Origin of the sequence: Desulfopila sp. IMCC35008 (assembly GCF_010646885.2) — a bacterium.
Taxonomy (GTDB): domain Bacteria; phylum Desulfobacterota; class Desulfobulbia; order Desulfobulbales; family Desulfocapsaceae; genus Desulfopila.
Map to the genome: position 1 here is coordinate 1,325,479 of NZ_CP050700.1, position 22,469 is coordinate 1,347,947.

Genomic DNA, 22,469 nt, shown 5'->3' on the forward strand with positions numbered 1-22,469 from the left:
GATCAGTTCATATACGTGCCTGTTATATAACGGTCGAAAAGTTTCAGATGTCCTGACGTTCATTAGCGGTAAGAAATGTGAGAGGTTTATTCATACCGTTTGAGATGTTAAAAAAACGTTTTTCAAAAGATATTCATGGCAAATACCCAATACTTGACCCACACCTGGAACGAGCAGTTGAGAACAATACTCAGGAGGGGCATTGCATAGTTGTATAAGATTGTTATAAAATAAGTTGTGGTGTACTAATTCTTTATAATTCCAATCAATTGAGGTTTAGCCGTGAAACAGATCATATTAGCGGTACTGTTCATGTCTCTTGCGGGTATGGGGCGTTGTTATGCAGAGCCATATAAAGTTGTTTTTGAAACCATTGATTGTAATGGTAAAAGTGGATTTCTGACTGTCTCCATAGAATCTATTTATAAAATCCAGGATGGAGACTGTAGCGACCCAAATAACCCTGGCCAGAGGCTCAAGCAGCTTCTGGTGCACGATGGAAGCGGCAGCTATACATCCCATACCCTCGCACAGGATGCTGCCCGGGAAGTTATGGGTGAAGTAAAAGCCTACATGAAGGCACGTCGCGGTGCTCTTGAACGTGCCAATACAGTTATTTTAACCGATTAATTTTCATTACTTGCGGGGGGGGAACAAAAGCTAGATGTAATACGTGGAGGCTGAGTGAGAGGATAATGTACAGTGAGAACTCTGGATTCCCGGCAGCAGGGAAGCCGGAAACCCAGAGCAGGTATATTATGATGCCGTATTTATTTCATTGTAAATATCGTCATCCCTTTCTTGATCTTTTCGCCGCCGGACATGGGTGAGCAGTAGGCTATTTTTTCTTTGACCCTATTCACCTTGATTGTTCCGACCTCAGTCATTTCAGAGTCTAGTACTTCTCCGGTATCAGGGTCGACCAGTTCTTCCACCCCGCCAACCTTGAACTCGGTTCCGATGGTGATACCTTCACGCGATCCGCGGTTGATGATAATCTTGCCGTCTTTTACTAAAACAACCGACCCCTCCCAGGGAATAGAATCCAGTTGTTGGATCAGGAACTGGACTGCCTGCCCAACTGCATCCTCAGCAGCCTTGCCCATATTATCTGTCTTTTGTCCACCAGCACTACCGGTAAGCCCACCCAGATCCGAACCATGGTAGCCAATCTTAAATCCTTTTTTTCCTGAGGTTCCGACAATATCTTTTGACGCTTTTACCTGACCAGTTTCTGAGTCAACTAAGTAAATGGTTATATTAATTTCAGCTTTTCCACCTGAACCACCTATAGAAATTCCTGCAAAATTTAATCCCCCACCGCCACTGGCGGTGTCATTCTGGACGTGAGTAACAGAACCACGAACAAGCAATTGGGCAGGAGTCATCCTTCCTATTTTGGCGGATTTTTTCCCACTTGCGGTTCGACCACTGGCTGCAAGGTCCTGCTCTGCCATGGCTTCCTTTCTCATTCCGGAATCACCTAGCACGATAAACCAGCCAGACTGCTGTAAAACATTTGTCATAATCGTTTCAAAGCCATCACCAAGGTTCCATTGGCCACGCCAGCTCGATTCGTTCTTAAATTTTGTGACAGTGATTGAGTACCGTAAATTTCCTTCAGGAGGGGGGGGAATGGTGTCTGCCGCAACCACATTTTTACTCTGAATTGCAATCAAAACACAGACAAGAATAATTCGGAAGACCTGTACGTTCATATATTCCTCCAGAGATCGCTATTAATAGAAAATGTGCAACCGTCATTTCGTAAATGCTTAATTTAAAGTTACATTACCTGAAATGATAAATCAAAGAATTTACCCTGAAGATTTACAGAAGAGGAGGTGTGATTGAGAGGCTTCGTTGTGCGATTTAGGGGTCAGTTAGGAATATATGCGCATATGATTGCTGCTGAGATAGGGTTGTTATTGTTATTGAAAACAGGTTGTTAATTCGTGTGTCGTGACAGGATGTCACCGTGATGATGCGGGTAAGGGGGTCGGTTTGGTGATATCATTATCCATCCTGATACAAATATTGGTGGTCAGCTTAAGTCTCTTGCTGAGAGTTCTCCAATTTCTGTAAGCAATCCGCTCGTCCGGATTGTAGCCCAATATCACGATTTGGAAGTGTTGCCCCACATCACTATAATTATCAGACAGATGTGCTTATTGATGCAAATCATACTATCTCTTGAAGAGGGTAGGCTATTATGCAGCCTTCCCATTCAATTGCTCAATGGTAATTTTGATTACCTTGGTGGCCTTATCGTGTTTTTTGATATACTCCCGTCCGGTTTCGAGAAAATCCGGGCTGTATTTTTCCAGCAACCATATCAGGGCATCGAATCGCTCATTTCCTGAGATTTCTTGTGCAGGGCCAAAGACGATTGCACTTTCATATCTGGTCGAAAACTCTTTCGGCAGGACCTGTACATTGCCAACGACGCAGAACGATACACGTTTCTCAGCTGAGATGTTGTCGAGCTTCTGTCCAATAGTGGCACAATGAAAATAGATGCCATCGTTTTTGTACACATAGTTAAGAGGGACACCATACGGCTGTCCATCTGGACCGACAGTAGAGAGAATACCGTAGTCTCCCTGAACAAGAAGGTCTTTTGTTTCCTGGTCTGATAGACCTTTGTCAGCTCTTCGCATTTTTTGCACTGGTTTCCTTTTTTTCGAGGGTATGAGACGTGTCGCCTCGTTTATTTGTAAAAATCCGTATTCTTTTATACATACCAGACAACTTTATCCCCATAAAGGACTTGTTATGGAGTATTTGGAGGGTACAGTAAGCAAGAGAACAGTAGTTTTGCAGGAATGAAGGAAATCAAAAGTGCGTTGCGTCTATAAAAGTGCGTTGAGTCTATGTTACTTCTGAGTCAGAGATGAAAATAGTGCTCTATCAACAAGTGTTGGAATACGTAAAAAATAAAATTTGACCGGTGAATATGAAAAAGGAAGCTGTCTGGTTTCTACCAAGAAACTGGCTGGCGATCTTGTGTGGGTCGTAATATGGTGGAAAACGCTTATGATCAGGTATGTGTGGAAGGGTATGTGATGAGCAGGTCGGAGTAAGGTTTTACTGTTAGGGATCGTGAAAAGGAAACAGATATTGCAGCCAGATATGGTGGAAATGAATTTTGTTTAATATTGCCGGAAAGCAGCGTAGAAAAAGCTAAGCAGGTTTGTAATAAATTGTGTGAAACGATTAGGAAAAGGACTGAAGATTCAGGCATCTCGTGTAGTATGGGAATCGCAATATTTTTGCCAGAAAACGACTATGATGCAAATTCACTTGTCAAACAGGCAGACGCGGCAATGTATGAGGCAAAGAAAGAACCAGGTTTAACAATAAAGCTGGCAAAGGTCTAACCATGGTGTCAAACGACACCGTGTATGGCACACGAAAAAAAGAGATCAAATCATCAAAGTCAGTAAAACTATCGCCGTCATTATTTCTCTTTCCAGAGCACGTTTGATCACTATTCTCTTCACCCGTTAGTCCTGATATCAATTGCAACGCACGAATGACTTCTGCAAGACATTCTTTACCGTCACCATCAGCATCAAGAGCCAAATTTTTTAACTTTTATCGTCTTAAATTGCGATCAATTTATTTGTTAGAAAGCTCAGTTGGAAAATCTTAACCGCTACTAAGGCAGATCAGAAAATATCATCTTGCTCGGTGCCTAAATGAGTTATGACAATTGGAAACTCGCCGCTTGTGTTGTTACCAAGCCGGGGAGCGAGGAGCAGCAGCTATTTAAAAGATGGTTGCAGGCGGATTTGCAGCAAAGGATAGATCGCTTAAAAACTACAGCAATGATGAAAGCAAGAGAACGAATGGGACCGGTTGAATTAGTAAATTGGTGGACAACATTTCGGCAAAATGTGCTCAAGAAAGAGAAATTTGAAGAACTTGACGAAAAAATACAAGCTCAAATCTTGGAATGGGAGGCATACCCTTACGAACTTATCAGTCCATGAAATTGAAGTAAGACTTTCAGATGGTTTATCCATCTAACTTGTGGAGATAGTATGAAGAACAAAAAGTTTACCTTCTCATCACTTAATATGAACTCGACCATCTTGCGAGTATTTCACCTTCTTGTGGGCGTTATGATGGTAATCACAGGTTGCAGCAAACTTTATTATTACGTGGACTTTCGATTAATGGGAGTTGAGATTTTCGGAGTAATTGAACATCCAGCTACCACTACAGTTCTGGGGGGAAGACCTCTTATTCGATATGAGGATGCTTTGGGGAAAATCCATGAGTTCAGAAGCAAAGCTAAAACTCATTGGTTCACCAAACCACAGAAGGGAGAAGCATTAAGTATCATTTATAAAAAGGCTGAAAGTCAAAGGGCGATTGTAAATAATTTATTGTATTATGTTATTTGGCCTATGGGCTTTATAGTAGTTGGTTGTTTTTTCTTATTTCAGGCAATTCACCTGAAAAATGGGCTTGGTTTTCTTCCAGCCATACCTTTGCACAAAACCGGACCCTGAACGTTCAGCAACTTGTTCACAGAGGTTGTTATTGTCGGAAGAATGGTGGGATATTGCCTTTTTCAACCAGAAGGTCAAAAATTGCTCCATTTTACGAAAGATGGTGCAAAAGATATGACGGAATGATCCACTCAAACCGGTACATGTTCACGCGTCTTTTATCCAGACACTCTCGCAACTCTCTCAAGCGAAAGGCACGATGCTGGCAACGGTACAGTGCTTTTTTATGCACATTATTCCATTGCCGCGAAGTGTTCTTTCACGTTGTACTATTTTATTGTTCTTTTCTCATGATGATGGAATATAAAGAAACATTTTTTTGAGCCTTAGGGGTGACTATTTTAACCGCTTGACCCAACCAAACATCCAGGGCTGACTGTTTGGTTCTCTGAAGGGAAGGACGAAGTAAAAATGCTTGATGGTGTATTGCTGGAACAATCTATACTATTGAATCAGAAGAGGCTTGCAGGAATCCTCTTCTTTGTTCTTGGTTTTATTTTCAGCCTGTATCTATGGCAAGCCAAAAGAAATAATAACTACAGTCTGCGTTTTTTCTTCTCATATCTGAGTCACAGCCGAGGGGCACTATTAAAAAACTTTTTTATCGATGGCCCTGGATATCTGGTGCTGCCTCTTCTGCTGATTGCCGCCTCGTTCCTGGAGCAGCACCTGTAGCAGCTAGCAGCGGCTGTTGTAGTCTTTGCGCGTATAGGAGGATTACATTTGGCAGTGTAAAGCGGAGACCAGGGACGCTTAATTGAAATGGTTCCTGTGCAGGTGGCCCGGGCCATTCAAGTGATTCACCTCCTGAGGTATAATTGGTCAAGGCACTTATGCCCTGAACCCCAACCACAGGAGGTGTATTATGAAAGTCTCACAGGCAATCGATTTCCATCTACAGTATCACCAGTCCAGCTCGAAAAAAAAATTTAGGTCAAGACCAGTGACTTAGTCTTATTCAAGTTTGCAGCTCGGTTCTGTGATCGTGAATTAGCCAGCATATCCCAGGAAGAAGTGTTGGATTTCCTTCTGACCTTGACCAAGGACAACAAACAGGCGACGAAGAGAAATCGCTATTCTGTCCTATCATCTTTTTACAACTTCAGCATCAACACAGATCTGCCGTCCCTGGCCAATCCCTGCAATACTACAGTCATCAAAAAGATCTTCAAGCGTCCTCCCCCAGTCAGTGGCAGATCGTTGATAAGGACACGATTGATGAGATTATCTTCCGGACGACAAACAAGCGTAACCACCTTATGCTGGAACTTATGGCAAAGGGAGGCATGAGGAGGGGGCGGAGAGGTATTGAATCTCACGCCAGACGATGTTCAGGAGTGTTCACTGGCAATTCAGAATCCCAAGAGTGGGAGAATAACAGAGACGGTTTATGTTCCACGAAAAATCCTGGGAAGGTTAAGTAAGTATATCCAAGCCACCGGCGTTAACCAGAACGACCGAATCTTTCCCATCTCTTATGTCGCCGCCTGGTCAATGGTAAAGAAGGCTGGACAGCTTGTTGGTATCGAGTTGAAGCCTCACGATCTCAGGCGTCATGCTGCTACATATGCTTCCCGGTCAGGGATGCCTATTGAGATCGTCAGCAAGGTCATTCTTCGCCATGCCGACCTCACCACAACCCCGCGGTATCTCAGCAAGGTCAACGATAAGGAGGCCATCAGGTGGATCGAAACACTGTATGGGTAGGTGATCGTATCAGGGCGGGGGCTGTTTCTCGCCCTGTGGTCAACAGGAAACACCTCAAATATCCTTACACTCTGGGGTGTTTAGGACTGGAGTCGGTAAGGTTGTGCTAAACGACCAAGTGCTATTAAGACGGAACTTGATTAGCCGACATAATTTCGACGTGGAAAGTTACTATTACACTTCCTTTCTCGCGTTTATTTCGGAGATGGTGTCGGGAATCGGGCGTACTCCAAAATAATATCACCAATTGGCTCTACCAGATAACGTCAGGCAGTAACCATAGTTGTTTGTTTTCTAATGAATACCTGTGCTATACTGAGGGATTGATCAGTTTACCAACAATACAAGTCATTATAACGATTCAACGCTGACTTCATAGTAGGAAAGACCAGGAAAGACCAATGTCTAATGAGAATAAAAACAGGGATGATGGTTTCGAAAAAGATTCCCTACTTGCAATTATGGAAGAGACTGAAAAACTGGCAGGTGTCGGTGGCTGGGCATGGGACATTGACACGGATGTTTGGACTTTTTCAGACAATTGGCTCCGCATACATGGATGCTCAGGCGGTCATCTAAAATCAGCGGACTTACTCCCGATCGCTCATCCGGATGACAGATCTGATATTGAACTGGCTTTTGACAGGGCCGTCACCGAAGGGTCCAATTACGAGATTGAACACCGCATTCTTCGCCAGGACACCGGCGAAGAACGGTATATCCGGTCTTTTGGCAAGCCCAGACTGGATAGCGACGGTAAGGTGGTAAAACTGCTCGGATCGGCACAAGACATTACCAAGCAGAAAAAAGTAGAGGAAACACTTCGTGAGAGCGAGGGGAAATTCAGACACCTGTTTGACCATTCGCCGATTGGAAAGACCATAACCTATATTTCCGGAGAAATGCAGGCGAATAATGCTTTAGCTCAAATGTTGGGATATTCACAGGATGAATTTCGAAACTTCAAATGGCAAGATATTACCCATCCAGGCGACCTGGAGCTTTCTCAAAATACTATGGATTCGGTAATATCAGACGAAAAACATTTTGTTCGATTTACAAAACGATATATTCACAAAAATGGTTCTATTGTATGGGGGGATGTCAATACCAGACTTCAAAGAGACAGTAACGGCGTTCCTCTTTATTTCATTACAGCAGTTGTTGATATTACCGAACAAAAAAGGATCGAAGAGGAGCTAGCAGTCAGCGAACAGAAATTTCGAACCCTGGCTGAAAATGTACCAGGACTTGTGCTCAAATACAAACTTGATCCAAATGGAAACGATGAACTGCTTTATATAAGTAAAAGCGTTGAGGATATCTTTGAAGTTTCACAGGAAGACGCCTATAACAACAACAAACTGCTATGGGATCGAATCCACAGGGATGATCTAGAAGGCTACATGAAATCCATAAGGACGTCCGCTGAAAATCTTTCTCTGTGGCAGCAGGAGCACCGAATCCAGTTGCCCGGTGACAGGGTAAAATGGCTTTACATCCGTGGATTTCCCTTCCAACAGGACGACGGTGCAGTTATCTGGAACACCATAGCGCTGGATATCACTGAGCAGAAAAAAACACAAGCTTTACTCGAGGAGAAAGATAAAGCACTTCGTTTGTCCCTTGATGCTGCTAAAGCCGGGACATGGACATGGGATGTCAAAACGGATGAGGTGGTTTGGGATGAACAGATGCAAAAGATTTTTGGACTTGAGCCTGGTACATTTACCGGTACGTTTGACGCATGGAAAGAACGTGTTCATCCAGATGATTTACAGGAAGCTGAAAACGTAACTTTAAAAGCATTAGAACGTGGGAAACGATATGAACATGAATATAGGGTAAAAGGATTTTCAGGTGATTGGCGAATTATCAATGCACAGGCTGCTACATTAGAAGATAAAAATGGAGAGCCCATTAGAATGTCTGGTTTTGCAACAGACATAACTGATCGCAAAGAGATGGAAGAGGCCCTTAAGAGAAGTCAGCAACGGTTTGAATTGGCAATGACCGCTTCTCGGGATGGTATTTATGATTGGGACCTTGTTACAAATAAAATTTATTATTCTCCTGGCTGGAAAAGCATGCTTGGCTATGGAAATGATGAACTACCAAACGATTTTTCTGTATGGGAAAAACTCACTGAACCAGTAGATGTCAAGCGATCATGGGAGATGCAGCAGGAGCTTATTAATAAGGTTCGAGATCGTTTTGAAATGGAATTCAGAATGAAACACAAAGATGGCCATTGGGTTGATATCCTTTCCAGGGCAACTGCCATTTTTGATCATAACGGCAAAGCAGTGAGAATAGTGGGAACACATGTCGATGTTACAGAGCGCAGGCAAATAAAAGAAAAATCAAACAGATTAAAAGAACGTCTTGAAAGTCTCTGGAACATAACAAAAATTTCCGACTCTGATACAAAAACAATCAGCGATCATGTTTTGGTAGAAGTCCAAAAAATGACACAAAGTCAATATGCATTTTATGGTTTTCTTAATGAAAATGAAAATGACATGATTTTACATGCCTGGTCTCAAGAGACTATGGAAGATTGCCGAACAAAAGCAAATACGATTCACTTTTCCATTGATAGGGCAGGCATATGGGCTGAAGCAGTCAAAGAAAAAAAGATTTTAACAATAAATGATTTGAGTTCTGATCTTCCAGGCAAGAAAGGAGTGCCTGGCGGTCACGTCCAGCTAACTCGATTAATGGTCGTGCCCTATATTAAAGAGGATAAAGTTATTTCAGTTGTAGCGGTTGCAAATAAAGAAACTGAATATCTTAAGGACGATGAAGAGCAGGTGCTGGCTTTTATGAGGAATGTTCAACTTCTAATCGACAGGAAAACTGCACAGCAAGAAGCTGCTGAAATGGCGACCCATTTGCAGCAAGCCCAAAAAATGGAGGCCATTGGCACACTTGCAGGAGGAATTGCACATGATTTCAACAATATTCTCGGGTCAATCCTTGGTTATGCAGAGATGGTGCAGGAGGATTGCCCTCCAGGATCGACGATGAGACGTGATATGGACAGAGTTGTCGAGGCAAGCCTAAGAGCGAAAGAGCTTGTCAGGCAGATTCTCGCCTTTAGTCACCAAACAGAGACAGAGGAGGTACCCCTGCAACCTGCTTTAATCATAAAAGAAGCTGTGAAAATGCTACGGTCTTCATTACCTACGACCATTGACCTTCAGCAAGATATTGATCCAGAGGCGGGACTGACTCTGGCGGATCCAACCCAGATCCATCAGATATTAACCAACCTATGCACTAATGCTTTCCACGCCATGGAAAAAACAGGCGGCACTCTCAATATTTCATTAAAAAACAAATCATTTACCCTTTCCGAGTTAGTCCACGCACCGCATGTTCAGCCTGGCACCTTTGTAGAAATCTCAGTAAGAGATACAGGCCCAGGAATAAAGCCGGAAATCATGGACAAAATTTTTGATCCTTTCTTTACTACCAAAGAGATAGGTAAAGGAACGGGGATGGGGCTTGCTATTATCCATGGCATAGCAAAAAAATCCGGCGGTTTTATTTCCTGTAAAAGTTCACCGAGCGAAGGCACAACTTTTTATGTGTACCTTCCAATCTATGCAGGCATGACTCCACCAGTTGCCGAAATGGCACCTTTAGAATTAATCAAACCTGGTAATGAGCGTATTCTTTTCATTGACGATGAGGAGATGCTTGCGGAAATGGGTAAGACTATGCTTGAGCGCCTTGGTTATAAGGTGACAGTAGAGACAAGCAGCATCCAAGCCCTGAGAATTTTACAAAATCAACCGGACCGCTTCGACTTGATCATCACAGATCAGACAATGCCAGGCATGACTGGCAGTGACCTGGCACGTCGTATACTGCAGCTACGACCAAAACTGCCGATCATTCTCTGCACAGGTTTCAGCAATCAGATTTCAGAAGAAAAGGCAAAAATTTACGGAATTAAAGGGTTTGCCATGAAGCCACTGGCGAAAAAGGATCTTGCTGATCTTATCAGGAAGGTGCTCGATGAAGAAACATGATCAGCATAGAACCTTCATCACTGATAATTTCAGCGACTATCGAGACAGGCCATTAGTATTGCCACATCGAAGGTCTGCGTTTTTTACTCTAACCGCAGGTCAACATAGTTCTTGTATACGTAACAAAATATTATTTTCCTTTTCATATATGGCTGTTATATTTTCATTGTTTCCTCAGTTTTTACTTCAAAAAACATGGCTTTATTCGGTAGTATTTGCCTCAGTAATCGGTTCAGAGAATAGGCTCTGTAGCCTCTCAGGAGACATCCATAAAGTATGCACAGGAAACTGCGGGACTAACGGTTCAGGATATGATGCTTCGCTTACTCTGCATCGATATCTGCTGCTGCTTACAATGCGGCAAGGAAAAGCTGGTATATCTCCGGCCGATTGACAATCCGGTTTATCGATATTTGGTTTGGCCCAAGTTCAATTATGCGATCTTTTGAAAAAAACAATATAATGTGATGCTAACAGGTTGCGCACAATATGCTTTATGACAAAAAAATGCGGCATTGACCATGCTGCGCCAGATTGATAAAATTTAGCATGCCACCTAATATGACCTCAGACATTTTCTGTTCAATTTGGGAGTTCAGGCCAGTGCTTAGTTCTAATCGTGAAAATAGGAAATTCACTCGTTACGCCTTATTGAAATCTGCAACTTTCACATGTGAGAGCGCAACAAGGCCCCCTTCTGTTTATAAACTATTTATTCATGATCTTAGTTGCGGAGGAGCCTTGGTCAGCTCCACAACCCAAATCCCAGATAATACAAATTTAAGGATAGGCATTAGGGTACAACATCAGCAAAAATTATTTGGCCAAGATGAGGTTGAATTTCTTTTCCGAGGGAAGGTGATTCGTAGAGAAAAATCAGGCCGTGTCGCTATTGTCTTCGAAAAGGATTATCGCATTAACAGATCTCTTCCCCTGTAATTTTGTATTATTACCAGTCTCATGGCATAAGGAATTAGATTCAGAAGCCAGCTTTGGATGGCATAACTTGCCTCGTGGTCGGAACCACTTTTCCAGTGCCTGTTGCCGGAGATTATAACTGGGGAAACGACGGGGCTGGTTTACTCATGACAAACCAGCTCCTAACGAAACGGAAAAGCGCACGACATTATCGTTCTTCTAACCAGGAAATATAAAGACTGTGAGACAATAGCCGATTACCGTTGCGGTGCCAACACCGATAAAGCCGGGCAGCATAAAACTATGGTTGAGAACGTACTTGCCGATCGCTGTTGTTCCGGACCTATCAAAACTGATGGCCGCAAGGTCGCTGGGATAAAATGGAAAGAAAAAATAGGCATAGCAGGACGGCAGTACACCAAGAAGTACGTCGTGGTCAATCCCCAGTGAGAAGCCCAGAGGCATCATTATAGTGAGCACAGCTGCCTGGCTTTTAAGGAATATTGAAACGAAAAACATGGCAATTGCAAACGTCCATGGATAAACATTCACCATCCCGCTCACCAGCCCCACTAGATATTCTTTGTGATATCCGATAATGGTATCACTGAGCCATGCGATACCGAAAATTGTGATAACGGCAGTCATTCCGGCGATAAAAACACTTGAGTGGCTGATGTCTTTGGGCTTGATGTTTGTGCAGAGAAGAATGATGGCCCCTACAGAGAGCATCATAAACTGAATGGCAACGGACATGCCGACACCTTCAGGCAGAAGTTTTTTCGATAAGAGGGCAAGGATTATAACACTCAAAATACCAAGAAGAAAAACCAGCAGGCCCCGAGCTGCCGTGTTTTTTATCTCCGTTGTCTCGCCCATTTCATGACCGCCTGATGCTTCCAGCCTGAACTCAGGATCTTCCATTCTTTTGAGGTATATCTGGTCCTTGTCAAGGTCTTTTCCCCGTTTGAGGCTGAAGGTTGCTGCTGCCATTACGCCGATGAACGTGGCTGGAATTGTGATTTAAAGTATGTCAATCAGTCCGATATCCAACTGATTATCAGCCGCTGTTGCCAAAACCACAGCTGCAGCGGCAGCTATTGGGCTGCCTGTGATACCCATCTGACTCGCTATTGTTGATACCGCGAGGGGGCGTTCCGGGCGAATTCCTTTCTTGTATGCTACGTCATATATGACTGGCAGGAGTGGATAAACGGAGTGTCCTGTCCCAACAAGGACCGTAAGTGAATATGTACATATCGGACCCAGATATACGATCATGTTAGGATATCGCCGTAAGAACCGCTCAGCATGCCTGACTAAAAGGTCGAGTCCTCCCGTGGCTTCAAGAGTTGCTGATGCGGCAACGACAGCCAGTATAATCAACATCACACTGACTGGCGGAGTACCCGGGGCAATTCCGAAAACAAATACAAGGACAGAGACACCTAGGCCACCTAGTAGTCCAAAAGCAACTCCGCCGTATCTGATACCGATAAATATTACCACCAGTAGTAATAGAAGGTGTACCCAAAACATAGGCTTGTTCCCTTATAGAAGCAGTGAGAAATTGTTAGTACGGATGGTATCCGAACGCTTATCAACGATATCTGGCAGCCGTTCATCTCTGCCTGGATCAAGGCGTCTTGAACGACAATTCTGGAACGGCATGTGGCACTAAAACTACCACTCCTGATTCTATATGCAAGCTTCATATGTTGCAGATTGAGGAATAAATTCAATAGTCTACCGCTGTGTGGTGTATATATTTTTTTCAGTCAAGAAGAGTGGTTGTATACATAAGAATCAATTGAGCCGGTCGTGCACGATGCTCACACCTGGTAAGCGTTAAAATAGTTCAATAGATCAAGGGTATAATAGTGCAATTGATAACGGCATACAGTTTGCTGGACTTCTCGTATCTTTCGTAAGCTTTTTTTTCTAAAAGCAAATGGAGAAGATTATGGAAACTGTCACTAACAAATGAGTTTATAAATGGATGAGATTTTTACATCGCGACATTGGTTTTTTCGTCATCGGATTGACAGTGATCTACGGTATTAGCGGTATTGTGCTGACTTACAGGGATACGGGGTTTCTTAAAAGCGAATCATACGTACAAAAATACGTTGAACCTGGCCTTACGTTCGATCAGCTTGGCAAAGCTCTGCATCTAAGAGGCATTACTCTTGTTGATCAGGATGACAAAGTCATCAGTTTTTTGAAAGGGTCTTATAACAAGGAAACCGGTCTCGCGACATATGTGAATGAGGAAATACCAGTGCTCCTGAGAGCTCTCAACACCCTGCATATTGCTTCCAGTAAAGACGCACGCAGTCTGTTTAATGTAGTCTTTGCAGGAATGTTGCTCTTTCTAGCCATATCGTCGTTTTGGATGTACAGGCCGGGAACCCGGCTGTTTAAACGGGGACTTGTCACAGCTCTGGCAGGAATGGTTTTATCGATTCTGCTTGTCGCAATGTAGAGACAAGCGGTCGCCTTATATAGCGGCATGTGGTCCAATTCGAGAGTGAAAGAGGTTACTATTGTGTGAGTCTCTTCTGATTATCCCTTAGAGTTGAGAAAATTCCTGAAGTAACAAGATACTCATGTGAAGTACGGGCTGAGAGAATCATGGAGGTGAGCTATCGTTTTTCATACGCGTATTCCCCGGGCCTTGATCAGACCACACACATGGTCGGAAAATCCGACTCCCGCTTCAGCGTATGCGTTGAAAACATAATCAACGCCAGCCTTTTCAAGTTCCGGTTTCTGATCATCATATTCGCAAATAGCACCTACAATTTCATTGCTTGAGAGTATTTTAATTTTTTTCACTGCCTTGATATTGGATGCATGCCCCATTGCGAGCAGGACCAGGTTGAACCGCTTGTCTCCAGCAAAACCCCGCCGCCAGAAGTCATCGTCACTGGCATCGCCCTGGATGACCTGCCGCCCCCGGGCCTGATGTCTTGCCACGCGCACCTCGTCGAAATCTATACCGATAACATCCTTGCCATATCGTTCGCGTAATTGATCATATGCAGCGGTGCCGATTCGCCCGACACCGAACACGGCAACCGTTGCTTCACCGATATCTATTTCCCGGTCTTCCGGCAATCGTTCATCGGTTTCAAACGACTTGAGAAATGGCTTGAATTTCACGTACCAAATCGGCACAAGGGGAGAAAATATTGAGAGCGCAATCATTGAGATAGACAAGGCAACCGCGATAATCCCCAGCCACTCGCTCCCCAGCCAGCCGCTGCTGACCCCAACGGCACCGACAATGAGACCAAATTCACTGTAGTTGGCAAGCGTCATCGTTGTATAAAGCGAGGTCCTTGCACGAAGCTGCAGTCGGGTCAACAGCACATAGAACAGTGCTGCCTTCGCGAGGACCAGCAGAACGAGAAAAAAAGCGGTGGGAATCATTGGAAAAACAGGAAATTCGGACATGCCTATAGTCAGGAAAAAACCGACCAGGAAGAGGTCCTTGAAGCCGAACATCGCTTTTGCAAGCTCATCGGTTTTCGTATGTCCGGCAAACATCACACCGAAGACAAGTGCTCCCAGGTCCGGTTTTAAACCTACAAGTTCAAACAGGTAGGCCCCGGCCAGTGGCAGGATACATGCCAGGAGCACTAACAACTCTCCATGACCGCTTCGATCCATGATAGCCACCAGCGGCTTTCTCAGAAGCGGCAGGAGGAAAAGAGCAAGCGCCCATGGAGAAGGCAACGTACCGCTTGAAAGGGTAATGAAGATTACTGCGAACAGATCCTGCATGATCAGGATGCCAATAGCAATACGGCCATGTTTGGACGTCATCTCTCCTTTTTCTTCAAGAATCTTGACAGCAAATACTGTACTGGAAAAACTGAGGGCAAAGGCGAGAATGAGATAGGTCGAGAACGAAAGACCGGTCAGATAGGGGATTCCCAATAATCCGGCTATGAAAAGAATGAGTCCGAAGAATAAGGTGATCGTCATCATATGGAGACCGGCAGTTCCCCAAATCTGTGGTACGAGCAGCTTACTCAACCTGACCTTTAAGCCAATGCTGAAAAGCATAAGAAGAATGCCAATATCTGCCAATTGCCTGATGATTTCGGTAGATTCGATACCGAGCAAATTCAGGAAAAATCCGGCGCACAGGAATCCAACCAGCGGCGGCAGGCCTACCTGGCGTACGGCAAATCCGAACAGAAATGCAACGATGACAAAGATAGCTTCCATCTGCGGTTGCTCTCCTTAAAATAAAGGTAGAAAAAAAATGCTCATTCAAAGGGGGAGGGGGGCTCTGGTTTCTGCCAGCAGGGCCTTCCTGATTACCTTGAATGCTTCCTGTTCCAGCTGATAGACCCTGCCCCGTGTAAGACCATAGAGTTCGGCAATTTCGACAGCGGATTGGGGATTGTTCTCAAACGGCGGGAGGCCGTATCTTCTTTTCAGGATATTGGCACTGCGCAGCGACAGTTTGGCGTCGATCACTGCTACCAGTAATTCGTGTTGTTGCCGTGTTTCGACAATGTTTCCTGGCCCCGGATAATGAAGAGGAATGGTTGGTGCGGAAGCATGGCCCGAATCGCGGCTATCATCGAGTATCGTCGAGGCATCCGCTAAGCTTGGCCCATAGTGGGCCAGGAGACCTGCATCATTTAGTTTCTTTGCTTTTGCATATTGCTCAACTACATTTGAGGAGATCCGGATAAGGCGACCGCTTAAGGCCTGTTGTTGAATCTCCCTTGCGACCCAGTCCGCAGCGTAGGTGGAGAATCGTACGCCACTGGACTGGTGGTAACGATAGGCGGCCTTGGCCACGCCAAAGGTGCCTATCTGCAGCGCATCTTCGTAGGTGATTGATTGTTTATAGAGAGGATTGACCCTTCTGGCAAGTCTTCGGATAAGGCGGGTTGAAAACAGGACATAGATATTACGCAGGCAGTTGAGGTTTTCGACAACGGAGTGAAGCTCCAGCAGAGCCGGATCATGAAAAAAATCCGTGTCGGTATTGCCGATGATCCGCTTCCAGATCCGGGCGAGCACCAAATGACGAAGTGTCTTCGATAGTGGTAGATTCTGTGCAGCCGCCGGTGATGAAAACAGTTCTAGCGCCTGCTGCCTTTCCAGAGCTGGGTTTTCCTCTGGGGTAAAAAAAATGTGCCGGTTCTGGAACAGGTAAATATTCTGGATGACAGTGAGCGCCGCCTGTCTGAATTCTCGCGATTTGATCAGACAACGGGTAAATTTATGGCGATAGTAGAGAACTTCGTTTGCCAGTTCCTCCTCGTCTTCCCTGGAGAGAAGATTGTCCGCTATTTCCCGGTAGGGCACCGCCACGGATTCCTCGTGGCAGTGCAGGACTTTCGCTTCCAGGGGGCCACCGAGCTGCAATCTTTTTACTCTCCGGCTAAAAGGGATGCCTGAAGGGGTTGTGTAAAGAAGATCTATGACATTGAGACCAGGAAGCTTGTACGCTTTTTGTTCTTTCATATAGATGAAATATGGGAATTCTGTTCATGATGAAACTTCTGCATCAACTTTTTTAGTTGATTGTATATGTTATCGACAGAGAAACCAAAATAAAATAGTGACAAGAAAGAAGTTCGTGTGTATTGCATGGTTTTATCGCGCATAATATTGAGCCAGCCCCGGAGTTTGAAGTTCGGTGACACAATCCGTTACAAAAGAAATTGCCGCTATTGGCCCTGTCCGCTTTGAAAAAAGCAGGCGGGCCACACGAATGAATATATCCATTCGCCCTTTCAAGGGGATACGTGTGGCTGTCCCACCACTGTTTTCAATGACGGACGCGGAGCAGTTTGTTCTTGAGAAAGCCGATTGGATCAGACAGAAAATTCATGACCTGCAGGAAGTTGAGGCTGAGCTGGAAAAGGCCGCAAGCCGGGCCGTGAAGGTTGATGAAGGCGCAGCCGAGCAGTTGCTCTCAACACGACTCGCCGAGCTGGCTGCTATTCACGGATTTTCTTATAACAAGGTGACGTTTCGTAACCAGAAAACACGGTGGGGGAGTTGTTCGGGCAGAGACAATATAAGTCTCAACAGGCAGCTTATCCTGCTGCCGGATTCACTGATTGAGTATGTATTGCTTCATGAGCTGCTCCACACCCGGATAAAAAACCACTCCCCCAGCTTTTGGACAGCACTTGAAAACATTCTTCCCGGGGCCTCCCGACGGGCTGCGGAATTGAAACGATACAGGATTGCACCCATATGAAAGATGAAAGTGGACAAGTGATTGTTATTGGCGGCGGTGCTGCAGGACTTATGGCGGCCGGAACAGCCGCAGCTTCGGGTCGTAAGGTGCTTTTGCTGGAAAAAATGGAGACTCCGGCCAGAAAGATCCGCATCACCGGGAAAGGGAGGTGTAACCTCTCGAACAGTGCAGAACTTGTTGAGTTTATGTCCCACTTCGGAAAGTCCGGTAAATTCCTGCGCCAGTCCTTTCAGCAGTTCTTTTCAGGAGAACTCGTTGATTTTTTTCAGTCTCGCGGGCTCCCTGTCCAGCATGAGAGAGGGGGGCGTATATTCCCTGCGGCTAATGATGCCCCGGCGGTGGCACGGGTACTTATTGATTGGGCGAAAGATTGTGGTGTCGAATTTCACACAGGTGAAAGGGTTTCCCGGTTATTGATTCATGATTCTGAAATTCGTGGAGTGGTTGCAGGGGGACGCGAATATTCTGCCCGGCAGGTGATTCTCGCCACGGGCGGCAGAAGCTATCCGCGGACCGGTTCAACAGGAGACGGATATCGTCTTGCTGAACAGTGCGGGCATACAGTTATTGCTCCAAGGCCAGCCCTCGTGTCACTCAAGACGGCAAAAGAGCAGGTTCGGGGGCTGGCCAAGCTGAACCTGAGGAATATTTCGGCCAGACTCTATATTAATGGGAGTCGTAAAGCCCAGGCTTTTGGTGAGCTGACATTTTCCGGAACCGGTATCGGCGGACCTATAATCCTGACACTCAGTACTCTTGCGGTGGATGCGATACGGGAGAAACAGCGTGTTGCGGTTCATTTGGATTTGAAACCAGCTCTTGATGATCGAAAACTTGATGCGCGGCTGTTGCGGGATCTCGAATCACGAGCAAAAGAGCCGATGGAGAGTGTGCTGAGGGGATTGTTGCCCCAGAAAATGGTTCCCTATTGCCTGCGCGAGGTGGAAATCGCTCCCGAGCAGATTGCAGGTCAATTATCGGCTAAGCTGCGGAAGCGACTGCGCACCTGGTTGAAGGATTTACGTTTTGACATCATCGGGCACGGCTCATGGGAAGAAGCGATCGTAACTGCGGGAGGAGTAAAAACTTCTGAAGTGAACCCGAAAACTATGGAATCGAAACGTGTGAAAGGGTTATATATTGCCGGTGAACTTTTAGACATTCAGGCCGATACAGGCGGCTATAATCTGCAGGCGGCGTTCAGTACCGGCTGGGTTGCAGGGCAGGCTGCTGCCCGCGTCCTGTAATATATGTTGAAGGAAAATAATAATGGAAAATAAATATAAGACAATTGCCTTTCAGGGGATGGCAGGGGCCTATTCAGATCTCGCCTGTCGGGAGGCATACCCGGAGTTGGAAACAGTGCCGTGCGTCTCTTTTGACGCGGCGTTTCGCGCCGTTCGCAACAAAGAAGCCGACCTGGCGATGATCCCTGTCGACAACACACTTGCAGGGCGTGTGGCCGACGTGCACAGGCTCATTCCCAATGGTGACCTTTTTATTATCGGTGAGCATTTTCAACTGATTCGTCACTGTCTGCTCGGTCTGCCAGGTGCCAAAATGGAAGAGTTGACCGATGTTCACAGCCATGTGCACGCCATTCCGCAATGTAAACTGTTTATCGATAAGCATGGGTTAGACCGCCATGTGGTGGCAGATACAGCCAAGGGGGCATCGGATGTGAAAAAATGGGGGGATGCGACCCAGGCGGCGATCGGCTCAGAGCTGGCAGCGGGGATTTATGGTCTGGAAATTCTTGAAAGAGATATCCAGGATGCAAACCACAATACTACCCGATTTCTGGTTTTTTCTAGAAACAACGATATCCCCGAGCGGGAACGGCTGCACCGTTATATAACAAGCTTTGTCTTTGAGGTTCGGAACATCCCCGCCGCTCTTTATAAAGCACTAGGAGGGTTTGCCACCAACGGGGTGCAGATGGTGAAGTTGGAATCGTATGTGGATGAACACTTTAACGTCGCCCGCTTTTACGCTGATGTAGAAGGCCATGTTGATGAGAGATCACTGCAGCTGGCCTTTGAGGAACTCAATTTTTTTGCCAAACGCGTTGTCCTGCTGGGTACCTATCCTGTCCATAACTTCAGGATTCTTGGTCATTCCTGATTCTCCAAATTACAGGCATAAATATGCCTGTCGATCAACCAGATAGTGGCAAGAACTTGCCGGTGTCCTGGTAATGTATTTTGAGTATGGCGTACTGATGACATGTGACTATCGTAAGAAGTGATGATTGAGCTGTTCTGTGGCTCGGTTTTCGCAAGAGGAGTTGGAAACGAGCTGCATAAATAGATATTACGGGGAAGAATGCCGGATACCGGTCATGCAAGCCGGAAGTGATCAATAGAAATGAATATACAAACGCAAATAGTTGAAAATCTTCAAAAGATAGTGGGAGTCCAGAATATCTCAGTTTCCACAGCAGACAGGATAACCCATTCATATGATGCCACGCAGCAGAAACACCTGCCTGATATCGTGGTCTATGCGGAGAACACCGGTCAGGTGAGTGATGTTATGAAACTTGCCAACGAGAACAGGATACCCGTGTTACCACGGGGAGCCGGCTCCGGTTTTACCGGTGGCACTTTGCCGATTCACGGTGGGATTGTTCTCGTCTTAACCCGGATGGATTCGATCCTTGATATCGACACGGAAAACCTGGTGGCGGTTGTGGAGCCGGGTGTTGTCACGGCAGAGCTGCAGAGGCAGGTTGAAAAACTGGGACTCTTTTATCCTCCAGATCCCGCCTCAAAGGAGTTTAGTACCATGGGCGGTAACGTGGCAGAATGTGCAGGTGGACCACGCTGTGTAAAATACGGAGTAACCAAGGACTACATAATGGGTCTTGAGGTTGTGACCCCCGCAGGCGAGGTTCTGACAACAGGCGGCGAGACCCTGAAGAACGTAGTCGGCTATGACCTGACCAAACTATTTGTGGGGTCGGAAGGGACACTTGGTATTGTGACAAAGATTATTGTCAAGCTTTTACCAAAACCGGAAGCCAAGAAAACGATGTTGGTGCAGTTTACCACTATTGATGGTGCGGCCCAGTCTGTGTCGGCCATTGTGGGAGCCAAGATCATTCCGACCACTCTCGAATTTATGGATGCAGCAACTATTGGCTGCATACGCGATGTCTCCACAATCCCGATAGCCGAAGAGTGTAAAGCAATACTTATCATCGAGGTGGATGGCGAGCAGGATGTTCTGGGCCGGCAGGCAGCTAAAATCCTATCTGTTATCGAACCTTTCGGCATTCTTGATACCCGTATTGCGGAAACCCATGAAGAGTCGGAAGAGATCTGGCAGGTACGTCGTATTGTGAGTCCGAGTCTGAGGAAGGTGAACCCGGACAAGTTTAATGAGGATATTGTTGTACCCCGCTCCAAGGTGCCTGATATGATTCGTGCCCTTGAAGCGTTGTCAGAAGAGTATGGTGTCCCAATCGTCAATTTCGGTCATGCCGGGGACGGAAACATCCATGTCAACGCGATGGTCGACCTTGCTGTCGAGGGCATGGAGGAAAAGGTGGAAGAACTCATGGCCAGGATATTTCAGGCGGCGGTCGACTTACGAGGGGCTATTTCGGGCGAACATGGTATCGGCACTTCCAAGGCCAGGTTCATGAATATGGAGTATGACCGGACCACTATCGATTATATGCAGCGAATTAAAAAAGTCTGGGATCCGAACAACATCCTGAACCCAGGCAAGATTTTCCTTGAGCACTATCCGGAGACAGGAACAGAAAGGCAGGCAGGACAATGAGCAGGAATAAGTCATTACATGATTTTGAAGAGATTATCCGGGAGTGCGTCAAATGTGGAGTATGCCAGGCCCACTGCCCGGCCTATATAGCAACCAAAAAAGAAGGTGCGGTAGCACGTGGTAAGATTACCCTGGCAGCGGCACTGCTCGATGGTGAAACCGGCCTGGAAGAACGATTGCAACAGGACATGTCCATGTGTTTGATGTGCGGGTCCTGTGTTTCCAAGTGCCCGAACAAAGTTCCCACTCACGAGATAGTGGGCGCTGTACGCAGGGAGTTTGCAGATAAACAGGGTCTCTCCTGGATTGGTAAAGGGGTTTCGACAGTGATCGGCTCAAAGGCGCTGATGAAGACGCTGAGCAAGGGTGGGGCGATGTTTTCCCCGCTGATCCTCAAAAAACTACCAGAAACCAGCGGGTTACGGTTGCGCCTGTTTCAAGCGCCGGGCATGAAAGGTCGGACCGTGCCCCCCATCGCTTTTAAGAACCTGTTTAACCGGATCCCCGAGTTCGTCGAAGGGGAACCGGATAAGCCGATTATCGGCTTTTTTGCCGGCTGTGCAATCACCTATATGTATCCGGAGATCGGTGAGAAGATGGTTCAGATTCTCAATCGTATGGGCTTTTCGGTATATACCCCAAAAGGTCAGCAGTGCTGCGGTATTCCGGCTCTTTCATCCGGAAACGGAGATTTGGTGGAGGAGCTTTCCGATACCAACATGACCGCCTTCAAGGAGCGTGAGGTGAGTCATATCGTTACGGCCTGTGCTTCCTGCAACGGCGGTATCGGGGAATATTACCACACCATGAAAGGTGATCATGACGATTTCACCAACAAGGTCGTCGATTTCAGCGTTTTCCTGAAAGAGCAGGGATTGTTTGAGACATTGACCGCCATGGAAAAGAAGGAGCAACGTACCCGGGTTACCTATCACGATCCATGCCATTTGAAAGTCCAGGGGATTACCAGGGAACCCCGTGAATTATTGCGCTCCCTGCCCAATGTCGATTTTGTCGAGATGGAATATAGCTCTGCCTGTTGCGGCCTGGGGGGCACATTTTCAGTCTACCATTATGATACCTCAAAGGAGATCGGAGCCCGCAAGATGCCCGGTCTAAAAGAGAGCGGTGCGGAGCAGATCGTCACCGGCTGCCCTGGTTGTATCATGCAGCTGCAGGACAGTATCAATCATGCCGGTCTGCCGGTAAAAGCTGTTCATCTGCTGGATCTGGTTGCGGAAGCGTTGCGGTAAG

At 46.0% G+C, this 22,469-nt stretch carries 20 protein-coding genes and 1 pseudogene; 14 read left to right on the forward strand and 7 right to left on the reverse strand.

The annotated features are described in order from the left end of the window. The first annotated feature begins 282 nt into the window (after nt 1-282). Nucleotides 283-630, forward strand: coding sequence for a hypothetical protein (locus tag GA520_RS06050; RefSeq protein ID WP_163339093.1), 348 nt, complete (start codon nt 283-285; stop codon nt 628-630). Between the two features lie 140 nt (nt 631-770). On the opposite strand, the gene GA520_RS06055 is transcribed toward GA520_RS06050, so the two are convergent. Together GA520_RS06055 and GA520_RS06060 are read right to left on the reverse strand one after the other, a co-directional pair. Continuing rightward, nucleotides 771-1,718 (reverse strand): CsgG/HfaB family protein, encoded by a 948-nt coding sequence (locus tag GA520_RS06055; RefSeq protein WP_163339092.1) that lies wholly within the window; start codon nt 1,716-1,718, stop codon nt 771-773. Nucleotides 1,719-2,210: 492 nt separating this feature from the next. Further along, nucleotides 2,211-2,660 (reverse strand): pyridoxamine 5'-phosphate oxidase family protein, encoded by a 450-nt coding sequence (locus GA520_RS06060; RefSeq protein ID WP_163339091.1) that lies wholly within the window; start codon nt 2,658-2,660, stop codon nt 2,211-2,213. 498 nt (nt 2,661-3,158) lie between these two features. On the opposite strand from GA520_RS06060, the gene GA520_RS27090 reads away from it, so the two are divergent. Continuing rightward, the gene (locus GA520_RS27090) at nt 3,159-3,380 is read left to right on the forward strand and encodes a diguanylate cyclase domain-containing protein (RefSeq protein WP_370362745.1); all 222 of its coding nucleotides are present in this window, start codon (nt 3,159-3,161) and stop codon (nt 3,378-3,380) included. On the opposite strand, the gene GA520_RS06065 is transcribed toward GA520_RS27090, so the two are convergent. Then, a complete protein-coding gene (locus GA520_RS06065; protein WP_163339090.1) occupies nt 3,307-3,585 on the reverse strand; it encodes a hypothetical protein in 279 nt (92 codons plus the stop codon). The genes GA520_RS27090 and GA520_RS06065 overlap by 74 nt on opposite strands. A gap of 116 nt (nt 3,586-3,701) precedes the next feature. On the opposite strand from GA520_RS06065, the gene GA520_RS06070 reads away from it, so the two are divergent. The 3 genes from GA520_RS06070 (at nt 3,702) to GA520_RS06080 (ending at nt 5,195) form a co-directional block, all read left to right on the forward strand. Next, nucleotides 3,702-3,995: a hypothetical protein gene (locus GA520_RS06070; protein WP_163339089.1), complete on the forward strand. Its 294-nt coding sequence runs from the start codon at nt 3,702-3,704 to the stop codon at nt 3,993-3,995. A 51-nt stretch (nt 3,996-4,046) separates the two neighbouring features. Next, nucleotides 4,047-4,520, forward strand: coding sequence for a hypothetical protein (locus tag GA520_RS06075; RefSeq protein ID WP_163339088.1), 474 nt, complete (start codon nt 4,047-4,049; stop codon nt 4,518-4,520). A gap of 411 nt (nt 4,521-4,931) precedes the next feature. Next, on the forward strand, nt 4,932-5,195 hold the full coding sequence (locus GA520_RS06080; protein ID WP_163339087.1) for a hypothetical protein: 264 nt from the start codon (nt 4,932-4,934) through the stop codon (nt 5,193-5,195). A gap of 419 nt (nt 5,196-5,614) precedes the next feature. Here the strand turns inward: GA520_RS06080 and GA520_RS06085 are convergent, their stop codons facing one another. Further along, the gene (locus GA520_RS06085) at nt 5,615-5,839 is read right to left on the reverse strand and encodes a hypothetical protein (RefSeq protein ID WP_240910197.1); all 225 of its coding nucleotides are present in this window, start codon (nt 5,837-5,839) and stop codon (nt 5,615-5,617) included. Between GA520_RS06085 and GA520_RS06090 the strand changes: the two genes are divergently transcribed. From GA520_RS06090 to GA520_RS27095, 3 genes are all read left to right on the forward strand, one after another. Then, complete coding sequence (locus GA520_RS06090) at nt 5,829-6,227, forward strand: site-specific integrase (protein WP_240910196.1); 399 nt, start codon at nt 5,829-5,831, stop codon at nt 6,225-6,227. The two genes, GA520_RS06085 and GA520_RS06090, sit on opposite strands and share 11 nt — an antisense overlap. A gap of 461 nt (nt 6,228-6,688) precedes the next feature. Further along, the gene (locus GA520_RS06095) at nt 6,689-10,267 is read left to right on the forward strand and encodes a PAS domain-containing protein (RefSeq protein WP_163339086.1); all 3,579 of its coding nucleotides are present in this window, start codon (nt 6,689-6,691) and stop codon (nt 10,265-10,267) included. A gap of 561 nt (nt 10,268-10,828) precedes the next feature. Then, nucleotides 10,829-11,206 (forward strand): PilZ domain-containing protein, encoded by a 378-nt coding sequence (locus GA520_RS27095; RefSeq protein ID WP_370362746.1) that lies wholly within the window; start codon nt 10,829-10,831, stop codon nt 11,204-11,206. A 198-nt stretch (nt 11,207-11,404) separates the two neighbouring features. On the opposite strand, the pseudogene GA520_RS06100 reads toward GA520_RS27095, so the two are convergent. Continuing rightward, nucleotides 11,405-12,724: pseudogene (locus tag GA520_RS06100) on the reverse strand (anaerobic C4-dicarboxylate transporter). A gap of 460 nt (nt 12,725-13,184) precedes the next feature. On the opposite strand from GA520_RS06100, the gene GA520_RS06105 reads away from it, so the two are divergent. Further along, nucleotides 13,185-13,670 carry a hypothetical protein gene (locus GA520_RS06105; protein WP_163339084.1) on the forward strand — a complete coding sequence of 162 codons (486 nt, stop codon included), beginning with the start codon at nt 13,185-13,187 and terminating at the stop codon, nt 13,668-13,670. A 170-nt stretch (nt 13,671-13,840) separates the two neighbouring features. On the opposite strand, the gene GA520_RS06110 is transcribed toward GA520_RS06105, so the two are convergent. Then, the gene (locus tag GA520_RS06110) at nt 13,841-15,424 is read right to left on the reverse strand and encodes a cation:proton antiporter family protein (protein WP_163339083.1); all 1,584 of its coding nucleotides are present in this window, start codon (nt 15,422-15,424) and stop codon (nt 13,841-13,843) included. 45 nt (nt 15,425-15,469) lie between these two features. Continuing rightward, nucleotides 15,470-16,681, reverse strand: coding sequence for a sigma-70 family RNA polymerase sigma factor (locus tag GA520_RS06115; protein ID WP_163339082.1), 1,212 nt, complete (start codon nt 16,679-16,681; stop codon nt 15,470-15,472). Nucleotides 16,682-16,856: 175 nt separating this feature from the next. Between GA520_RS06115 and GA520_RS06120 the strand changes: the two genes are divergently transcribed. From GA520_RS06120 to GA520_RS06140, 5 genes are all read left to right on the forward strand, one after another. Further along, nucleotides 16,857-17,426 carry a M48 family metallopeptidase gene (locus GA520_RS06120; RefSeq protein WP_163339081.1) on the forward strand — a complete coding sequence of 190 codons (570 nt, stop codon included), beginning with the start codon at nt 16,857-16,859 and terminating at the stop codon, nt 17,424-17,426. After that, a complete protein-coding gene (locus tag GA520_RS06125; RefSeq protein ID WP_163339080.1) occupies nt 17,423-18,673 on the forward strand; it encodes an NAD(P)/FAD-dependent oxidoreductase in 1,251 nt (416 codons plus the stop codon). The genes GA520_RS06120 and GA520_RS06125 overlap by 4 nt, the downstream gene beginning before the upstream one ends. A 22-nt stretch (nt 18,674-18,695) precedes the next feature. After that, nucleotides 18,696-19,550 (forward strand): prephenate dehydratase, encoded by an 855-nt coding sequence (locus GA520_RS06130; RefSeq protein ID WP_163339079.1) that lies wholly within the window; start codon nt 18,696-18,698, stop codon nt 19,548-19,550. Between the two features lie 243 nt (nt 19,551-19,793). Beyond that, nucleotides 19,794-21,215 carry an FAD-binding oxidoreductase gene (locus tag GA520_RS06135; protein ID WP_163339078.1) on the forward strand — a complete coding sequence of 474 codons (1,422 nt, stop codon included), beginning with the start codon at nt 19,794-19,796 and terminating at the stop codon, nt 21,213-21,215. Continuing rightward, nucleotides 21,212-22,468, forward strand: coding sequence for a (Fe-S)-binding protein (locus GA520_RS06140; protein ID WP_163339077.1), 1,257 nt, complete (start codon nt 21,212-21,214; stop codon nt 22,466-22,468). The genes GA520_RS06135 and GA520_RS06140 overlap by 4 nt, the downstream gene beginning before the upstream one ends. Nucleotide 22,469: the final 1 nt, after the last annotated feature.